This window comes from Ruminococcus flavefaciens (genome assembly GCF_900143025.1).
Taxonomy (GTDB): domain Bacteria; phylum Bacillota; class Clostridia; order Oscillospirales; family Ruminococcaceae; genus Ruminococcus; species Ruminococcus flavefaciens_I.
The window spans coordinates 349,665-359,488 of the sequence record NZ_FRCT01000002.1 but is presented as its reverse complement, the minus strand read 5'-3'; the positions used below and the strand labels follow the sequence as shown (position 1 = coordinate 359,488).

The window sequence follows — 9,824 nt, the reverse complement described above, 5'->3', positions numbered from 1 at the left end:
GAAGTTAAGCCCACAAGCAAAGACAGCGGAACTATCGAATTCAAGGGTATTGAGAGCGGAAAAGCATGGGTAACTATTACATATGAAGATGAAGAAGCTATAAAGTCTCAAACACTTGACTTCATTATCTCTGATGAAGAGTACCATGATGAAAACAATACAAGCTCTGATGTAATAAAGGGCGATGCAAACTGTGACGGTACAGTTGATATGGGCGATGTGGTTCTTATCATGCAGGCTCTTGCTAATCCAAACAAGTATGGCGTTAATGGCAGCAATGAGCTTCATATCACACTTCAGGGTGCTGAAAACGGCGATGTCGACACTTCCGTTAAGGGACTTACAGTTGGTGATGCACTGAAGATACAGAGATATCTCCTCGGCGATGAAAAATCATTATAATAAGACGCTGCAAGTAAAAATGTATAAAGCGATCCCGTCAAACTGACGGGATCGCTTTTTTATGTAACAAAAATTTTTTTAGATTGCCGCACATTTCCATTTTTGAAACGTTAATATATATATACGGATTTTTCCGAGAGGAGGATTTTTCAATGAATTTATTAAAACGGCTTTTTGCACTCGCGGCATCGGTTTCAATTGTTATCACAGCAGTTCCTTCCGCTGTGGCTTCTGCTGACATAATAGTACCAATAGATACTGCTTCAGTCAATGTCGGCGTTGCGAATAAAAGATACTGCCCTGACTGGGTGCCGAACAACTATCTTGAGGCACTTGAGTTCAGCAATACTCATGGTGAGTCGTATGCAAAAGGGGAGTATATATGCATAGTACAGCAGCGCCCTCTTCACAACGATGACGCGTATTACGACATAGTGTGTTCGGGAAAATGTGTTGAGAATAAAGAACTGAGATATGAGTTTTCAAAGAATATGGAGTTCAGTCCGGAGGACGCTCCTGATAAAGACAATACAGAGGCGTATGAGAACTATATGAACCGTCTCAGGGCTGCCGGTATATCCGAAGATACAGAGGAGCTTGACAATTATTTCAGAGTAGAGGTCTACACTACTTTGTTTCAGGATCTTGATGTTACACTGAAATCAGGGTACTATGTCGACGGTGAACCCTGTATAACTTCATCACGCACTTTTACCTTTGGCTATACATCATCAACGCTTATAAAAGAACAGTTTGACGAGTTCAGATTTTTACCTGATTGTTATGAAGAGTATAACGATTTTATAAAGGAGCATGGCAATATCTGTACATATAACGGACTGATTATCTTTTGCGGAGATGTTCTGGCATCAAAAGCTGATGATTTTACGACAGAGCAGCATGGCGACGGAATGGCAGAGGAGCTTATGAGCTATACAATTCCGTACAGATCGCCGAAAATGAACGAAGAAACGGACATTTTAAGGACAGTAAAGGCTTACAAACCTGTTTCTGTAGGTGAGATCGGAATAGATTTCTTGTATACAAGTCCTGATGAACCCGAGGAAGAAAAGAAATCTTCCGCATTTTTTACAATTGAAATAGATGAACGAAATTATAATAAGCTTTATGTGGTAGAAAATAAGACTGATCTTCCTGAGTGGGTACCGACCGATCTTGCATCAGCACTTGATTTTGACAATAAATACGGTGTAAGTCATATCGAGGACGGCTACATATGCTGTGTACGCAGAATGGAGAATAACGGAAAAGGATATACTACACGTCGTTATATGAAAGAAATAAAGAATGATAACGAATATGATGCATATGAAAGTTATGAATGTCAGGTGTACTCAAAGGTGTTTGGCTTTCCTGATATTATCGCCAGCGGAAACGAGGGCTATGATGAATATGTTGCATCACTTAAAAAGCTTGGCTTGAAGGAAAGAGATATTGATTATGCAAAAAAAGATGTATGTTATAGCGTAGATGTTTTTAAGCCAAAGCCGTCATCAAGTGTAAGCATTTATTGGAATAAATCGCGTGGAAATTACATGTTAGATCAATCTGAGTCGTGTGTGCTGAATTTTTCAGTTGACAAGGACGGAGTTATAAAAGAGACTGATCTTTTTGGCTGGATACCAGATTGCCTGTCTGAGCTCCGTGAGTATATTAAAAATAATGGCAATGTTTCGATCAACGGCGAATATGTGGTATTTTGTTCAATAGGTCGTTCATTCAGAATTGATCCTCAGCAGGACGGAATATCAGAGATAAGCAAGCTCTTTGATTATAATCTTGAATCTGGCGGTATTATTGATGTGGCAGGTGGACAATACGGTGAAGTTGTAATATATAAACCTAAAAGATCAGGCAATGTGACAGTTGATTTCAATTATAGCGGCGGAACAGATACATACGAACCTAAGGGTGATACGACATATTCATTCAGCATTGACGATGATCTTAATGTAAGTTTGATAAACAACGATGATGTACCTGCTCTTGTACTCGGAGACTGTAACTATGACGGAGTATTGGGCGTATCTGATGTCGTTTCGCTTCAAAAATGGCTTCTTGGCAGCGGTAAGTTGAAAAAGCCGGAAAATGCTGATATGGATCAAAACGGTGTAATAGACGTATTTGATCTTTTAAGCATGAAAAAGCAGCTTGTAAATGTCACGGATAATTGCTGCGGAATAATCTCAGATCCTAAGCCTATGCTGGCTGTTGTATATGAAAACCATGCGTGGGGAGCACAGCAGGATATCACAGTGTATGACGAGAATGGTACAGGCTATAATATGTATCTCGGAAACAATGAAAGAGATGAAAATACATATAATGAGCTCGTTGATTTACATAATGAAGACGGAAAGTGGTACAAAGCGCTTACTGATATCATGAAAAATGAAAAGGCAGTTAAGTCTCGTATGTCTGATGATATAGTCGGCATAACCAGAGAAATGACAGCTGAGCTTAGAGAGCATAAGAGCGATAAGATAGGTACAACAATAGGGAAGATGTGGGATGCTGGTCAGAAAACTATCTACCTTATCGGAAACGACACGGACGGTAAGCCGATACTGCTCGAAATCTTTTCATACGGTGATTGTCTTGAATGGATAGATTGCAAGGAAATACAGGAATACCTTAAAAAGATATGCTATTCATTACCTGTTTTGGATATTCGTTTGATCCACGAGCTTGAAGGAAAAAAATAATACGAAATGACTGTCAGCAATGGCAGTCATTTTTTTGATAGGTATTTAGAAAAATTTCTAAATACCTATTGACAAAGATGATTTTGCGTGCTATAATCTATTTAGAGAAACATCTAAATTGATGAATTTCTAAATAGATTGATTATTGGAGGAACTGTTATGAACGTTGATATCAAGGAGTATTTACCGCTTTTGATCCCGCTCATTATCGTGCAGCTGTTACTGTTGGGGTACACGATATACCATATCCTGAAGCATGACAAGTATAAACGCGGCAATCGTGCGATTTGGCTTGTGGTAGCTATAATTGGAATGGAATTCATAGGTCCAATAATATACTTCATATTTGGCAAGGAAGATGACTAAAGATGAATGTGCTTGAAGTTAAAGAACTAAAAAAGAGCTTCGGAAGTAAAAAAGTACTTGACGGCGTGAGCTTTGATGTTCCTGAAAACTGTGTTTTCGGCTTTATAGGCAGAAATGGTGCAGGAAAAACTACTACAATGCGTGCTGTGCTGGGACTCTTGAAAGCTGACGGCGGAGAGATCAATGTATGCGGAGAAAAGGTAAGCTATGGCTGTACGCCTAAAGGCGGCTGTATAGGATTTCTTCCTGATGTTCCTGAGTTTTATGGGTATATGAATGCCGTTGAATATCTTACTCTTTGCGGTGAAATATCAGGAATGGACAGAAAAAAGCTTAAGGCGCGTATATCTGAATTGCTTGAGCTTGTTGGACTTGACAAAGAAAAGCATCGCATAAAAGGCTATTCACGCGGTATGAAGCAGCGACTTGGCATTGTGCAGGCGCTTATAAATCGTCCGAAACTTCTTATCTGCGATGAACCGACATCTGCACTTGATCCTGTGGGAAGAAAGGATATACTCGATATAATAAGTGCCGCAAAAGAATATACATCTGTTGTATTTTCAACGCATATCCTTTCGGACGTCGAAAGGGTATGCAGCAAGGTCGCATTCCTTGAAGGCGGTAAAACTGCGTTTTTTGGCAGCCTTGAGGATATACGTGCATTGAGGAGTGATACTGCTCTTGAACTTACGCTTGTCTGTCCGAATGACATAGAAAAAGTTGCTGCGGCGTTTCCTGAAGGAAAAGAAACAGACGGAAGATTTATTTTGCCGAAGGCTTCTGAAAAGGACTGCGCTGAGCTAATGGCATTTCTTTCAGCTAAGATGATTCCGATAAAACGGCTTGAAAGGCATGAGGCTGATCTTGAGGACCTTTTTCTGGAGGTGATCGGTAAATGACAGGTTTTACAGCTTTATTAAAAAAAGAGATTCGTGAAATTGTAAGAACAAAACGTCTTTTTATATTGCTCGGTATATTTGTTCTATTTGGTATAATGAATCCTGCGATCGCAAAGTTAACACCAAACTTTATTGAATTTATGTCGGAAGATTTTGCAGAACAGGGGATATATATCGGAACGATTAAGGTTACCGCACTTGATTCCTGGTCACAGTTTGTGAAGAATATGCCTATGGGATTGATCGTTCTGCTTATCATGTTCAGCGGGATTTATACTTCCGAATATTCAAAAGGTACACTTATACCTTTCCTTACAAAAGGATTATCACGCGATTCAGTGGTTCTCTCAAAGTTTTTAGTTATGCTTATGACATGGAGCATAGGTATATGGCTGTGCTTTGGTATAACTTTTTTCTACAGTGATTTCTACTGGGATAATCATGTTGTAAAAGAACTGGTTTTCGCAGCTTTCTGCTGGTGGCTCTTTGGTGTATTCATGATAAGCTGTATTGTGTTTTTTTCGTCCTTTGCCGGATCGGGAATACAGGTAATGCTTGGAACAGGGGCGGTATATTTTATAATGCCAATTATAGGTATGTACAGCAAGGCTAAAAAATATCTTCCTGTCAGCCTTACCGACAGTATATCACTATATAAAGGCGAGCTTAAACCTGATGATTATTTTGGGGCAATGATAATAACCGCTTTACTATCTCTTTTATTTGTTTTAACTGCACTTCCTCTTACACATAGGCGGCAGTTATGATATTTTATGGACATTTTTTCATAAAACAGAGATTAAAAATTGTATTCAACCGAAGCAATATATGTATTTTACAGAAAGGAGTAAAAAATGGGATTTCCTGAAACCTTTAAGGCTCTTTCGGACCCCGTCCGGCGAGAGATACTTTCAATGCTGAAAAAAGGTCGGCTTTCAGCAGGTGATATAGCATCACGTTTTGACATGACAGGAGCTACCGTATCATATCACCTGAAGCAGCTGAAAAATGCAGATCTTATATACGAAACAAAAGAAAAGAATTTTATATATTATTCCCTTAATACTTCGGTATTTGAGGAGATACTTCTGTGGGTTTCTCAGTTTACCCATGATAAAACCGATAAGGAGGCTAATGATGATGAAAAATCTGAAGAAAAGTGATATTATTGCTCTGATTATGTGCCTTTGCGCAATGATACCGGGGGCTGTTTTGTATGATAGGCTCCCGGATAGGATTGTGACCAACTGGAATTTGTCATCGAATGTGACAGGTACAACTACAAAGACCTTTGCATTATTTGGAATACCGCTTATTTTTACAGCAATAACTTTACTGTGCTGTATTTACATGAGATGGCTTGAAAAAAAGCGTAATGTGGGCAAGCTTATACCGATAGTTGTAATTATATTCCCGATTACACTGTATCTTGCTCAGAGCGTTATAATTCTTTATGCACTCGGGAAGATGAAAGATATACGTCTGGTCGTATGTGTAGTTATATCTGTTATTTTGATCGTTTTTGGCAATTATATGCCTAAAATAAGAAAGAACTGTTTAGTCGGAATACGTACTCCGCATATAATGGCAAATGATGAGATATGGGACAGAACACATCGTTTCGCTGGAATTGTACTGATAGTATGCGGTATTATCGGATTTATAACATCTCTGATCGGATTTTTTACAGTATCCTTCGTTATATTGGTGGTGTCTGTATTCATACCATTGATCTATGGCGAGGTTATATATTATTCAGGCAAAAGCAAACAATAAAGCGAAAGCCCACTCATTCGTTGAGTGGGCTTTTAAAATTATGTTATACATTATGCTCTATATGTTATATTTGTCTTAAAGAACAAAATAATTTCAACCTTTTCTGTGATTTTATGGGTTGTTATATAAATCGCATTGATATAAAATAAAAATGGATATTAAAATTTAAGGAGGAATTCCATATGTTACAAAAACTACCCTCTCGTGTGACATCATTTGGAATTGCTGCGGCTATGATGTTTTCTTTTGCTGATCTTTCAGCATTTAAAACTTCGGCTGCAACAGCAGAGGACATGAAAATTCGCGATTTCAGCCTCTCCGATATCACAATGACGGACGAGTATAGCGTAAATGCTTTTGCTCAGGAGATCAAGTACCTGTTATCCTTTGATAACGACAGACTTCTTGCGGGTTTTCGTGAAAACGCAGGTCTGAACACCAAAGGAGCCAAAAGGTACGGCGGCTGGGAAAACACCAATATCGCAGGTCACGCTATTGGTCACTACCTTACAGCATTGGCTCAGGCATATCAGCACCCTGATATTACAGATGCTCAACGAAGTACTATCAAGTCAAAGATGACAACTCTTATTGACGGTATGAGGGAGTGTCAGAAGAATTCAAAGGGCAAAGCTGGCTTTGTATGGGCAGCTGCTCACCCGAATGGTACAAGCGTTGAAGTGCAGTTCGATAACATAGAGGCAGGAAAGTCCAACATTATTAATGAAGCGTGGGTACCGTGGTACACTATGCATAAGCTTATTGCCGGAATTGTTGATGTATACAATGCTACGGGATATGCAACAGCAAAGGATCTTGGTTCAGACTTAGGTGACTGGGTGTACAACCGCTGCAAAACATGGGATCAGAGAAAGCATAATACTGTACTTTCTATTGAATACGGCGGAATGAACGACTGCCTTTATGACCTTTATCTTATAACAGGCAAGGACAATCATGCAGCAGCAGCACATTACTTTGACGAGACAAATCTTCACGAAGCAGTTTTGAAGGGCGGAGCAAATGTACTCAACAACAAGCACGCCAATACAACAATTCCTAAATTCCTTGGAGCATTAAAGCGCTATATCGCTCTTGACGGTAAGACTGTCAACGGCGAAAAGATTGATGCTTCACGCTATCTGCAATACGCTGATGCATTCTGGGATATGGTAAATTCACATCATACCTACATCACAGGCGGCAACAGCGAGTGGGAGCATTTCGGAATGGACGATGTTCTTGACAAGGAGCGTACAAACTGCAACTGCGAGACCTGTAACTCATACAATATGTTAAAGCTCAGCCGTGAGCTTTTCAAGATAACAGGGGATAGTAAGTATATGGATTTCTATGAGAATACATATTACAATTCTATTCTCTCGTCTCAGAATCCTGAGACAGGTATGACTACCTATTTTCAGCCAATGGCAACGGGATATTTCAAGGTTTACAGTTCACCGTTCGACCATTTCTGGTGCTGTACAGGCAGTGGTATGGAAAGCTTTACAAAGCTTGGCGATACTATCTATATGCATGGCAACGATACTCTTTATGTAAATATGTATCAGAGCTCCATTCTTAACTGGGCTGACAAGAATATGAAGATCACACAGGAAAGCTCAATTCCTGACGGAAATACTTCAAAGTTCACCATTGACGGCAGCGGTGCAGTTGACTTTAGATTCCGTATCCCTGATTGGAAAGCAGGAAACGTGAATATTAAGGTCGACGGCGATAAGTATTCATATAAGACTGTAAACGGCTATGCGCAGGTAACAGGCGAATTCAAATCAGGTGATGTTATTGAAGTAACTATCCCTGAGGCTGTCAAGGCTTACTCTCTGCCCGATAAAAACACAGTTTACGGCTTTAAATACGGCCCTGTAGTTCTCAGCGCAGAGCTCGGCAAGCAGAATATGGCTACAGGTTCAACAGGTATGTGGGTAACTATCCCGAAGGAAGCTATTGCCCCTTCCGAGAATATCAGGATATCAGACAACAGCACTACAGTTAATACTTTTATGTCAGAGATAAACGATCATCTTGTCAAAGATGCAAATTCTATGAAATTCACCTTAAAGGGCACAGATCATGACCTGACATTTACTCCTCATTATAAGCAGTATCAGCAGAGATACGGCATTTACTGGAATTTCCAGAGCAGCAGTACGGCTGTCGACAGACCTGTACGTTCAAAGAAAACAGTAACAGATACCGTACAGCCCGGTTACGGACAGTATGAGAATGATAATCTCCATGATATGCAGGAGTTCAACACACAGGGAGTTACCGACGACAGTACCTATCGTTATGCAAAGAGCGGCGGTTCATTCAGCTATCGCATGGCTATCGACAAGGAAGCGGAGTATAATCTTCTTACTGTAAAATTCCGTAAGGCTGACAACGGAAAGTCTATACGTATTGTTGTAGGTGATACTATCCTTTATAGCGGAACTCTTGATTATAAGGGCAGCAGTGATGTTTATGATGTGAACCTGATCGTTCCACAGAAAGTCATTGATAATAATGTCAAAGCTGTAACAGCTGACGGTGCAGATTATGATGTATTGACGGTAACATTCTCATCAAATGATGATAAAGAGTCCGCAAAGGTCTGCGATTTTATCTATATGACAGCTGTTAAGCCGCTTTACGAATATGACAGCAGCATTGCTTACTTTGTTGACTGCGGCGACCATAATACATATACTCTCTCAGGCAATGACAAACTTGGTTTCTATAACAGCGTTACAGAGCAGCTTTACGGCCCTGACGAGGTAACAGGTGCAGAATGGGGACTGATCGACGATCCAACCGATCAGTACTCGGGCAGTAAAAACAGTGCAGGCATATATACTGCAAATACATGGTGTGATGAAAGAAATACAGGTGACGGCAGAGCGAAGAATGCATCGTTCCGCTATACAAAGAACCAGTACGAAAATAATATCGATCGACATCTTGACTACGGTTTTACTTTGCCCAACGGTAAGTACTCTGTAGAAATGTGTTTTAGTGATCCGTGGAGCTGTTCAACTTCACCTACTGTATATGCTTATTACGGTACAGATGAACAGTCCGTAGTTGCTGAAAAATGTGCAACAAACGGTTCAACAGTAACAAAAGGCGAGGTCGTAGTCAGGAACGGCAGGCTTGATCTGAATTTCCGTTCAGCTGATAAGGCTATAAATCTCAACTATATCATTATACGTGAAATTGAGAAAGATCCGCTTCCGACTGTAACATCTACAATAACAACAACTACTACTGTTACTACAACGACAACAACAGTAGTAAATGTACCGCAGCCCACAAAGCTCGGTGATGCAAACTGTGACAGCGAGGTTGATATGTCTGATATCGTCCTTATTATGCAGGTGCTTGCAAATCCAAATAAGTATGGTGAAGGCGGTACAGATAAAAATGCAATTTCCAAGCAGGGAATGATAAACGCAGATGTTGATACAAGCAGCAAGGGGCTTACAACAGGTGATGCACTAAGAATACAGAAGTTCCTTTTAGGACTTGTTGAGTCTTTGAGCTGATATAAAGCGAATTATCCTTTTTTATGTCAATATATCTTCATCAGAACCACCCTGAAATACGGGTGGTTCTGACTTTTGCAATATAAAAACAGCACTTCCCGTAT

General features: G+C 40.0%; 7 protein-coding genes and 1 pseudogene. All 8 read left to right on the top strand.

What is annotated here, in order from left to right:
* Positions 1-402, top strand: a pseudogene (locus BUB28_RS16930) (hypothetical protein); the annotation flags it as partial.
* Positions 403-554: 152 nt separating this feature from the next.
* Positions 555-3,128, top strand: a complete 2,574-nt coding sequence (locus BUB28_RS03825) for a dockerin type I repeat-containing protein (protein WP_072948926.1) — start codon at positions 555-557, stop codon at positions 3,126-3,128.
* A 159-nt stretch (positions 3,129-3,287) separates the two neighbouring features.
* Positions 3,288-3,494 (top strand): PLDc N-terminal domain-containing protein, encoded by a 207-nt coding sequence (locus tag BUB28_RS03820; RefSeq protein ID WP_072948924.1) that lies wholly within the window; start codon positions 3,288-3,290, stop codon positions 3,492-3,494.
* Positions 3,495-3,496: 2 nt separating this feature from the next.
* A complete protein-coding gene (locus tag BUB28_RS03815) occupies positions 3,497-4,396 on the top strand; it encodes an ABC transporter ATP-binding protein (protein WP_072948922.1) in 900 nt (299 codons plus the stop codon).
* Positions 4,393-5,163, top strand: a complete 771-nt coding sequence (locus BUB28_RS03810) for an ABC transporter permease (protein WP_072948920.1) — start codon at positions 4,393-4,395, stop codon at positions 5,161-5,163. The genes BUB28_RS03815 and BUB28_RS03810 overlap by 4 nt, the downstream gene beginning before the upstream one ends.
* Positions 5,164-5,250: 87 nt before the next feature.
* Positions 5,251-5,559: an autorepressor SdpR family transcription factor gene (locus BUB28_RS03805; RefSeq protein WP_072948917.1), complete on the top strand. Its 309-nt coding sequence runs from the start codon at positions 5,251-5,253 to the stop codon at positions 5,557-5,559.
* Complete coding sequence (locus BUB28_RS03800) at positions 5,507-6,172, top strand: SdpI family protein (RefSeq protein WP_081373360.1); 666 nt, start codon at positions 5,507-5,509, stop codon at positions 6,170-6,172. The genes BUB28_RS03805 and BUB28_RS03800 overlap by 53 nt, the downstream gene beginning before the upstream one ends.
* Before the next feature lie 182 nt (positions 6,173-6,354).
* Positions 6,355-9,720 (top strand): beta-L-arabinofuranosidase domain-containing protein, encoded by a 3,366-nt coding sequence (locus tag BUB28_RS03795; protein WP_081373359.1) that lies wholly within the window; start codon positions 6,355-6,357, stop codon positions 9,718-9,720.
* Positions 9,721-9,824: the final 104 nt, after the last annotated feature.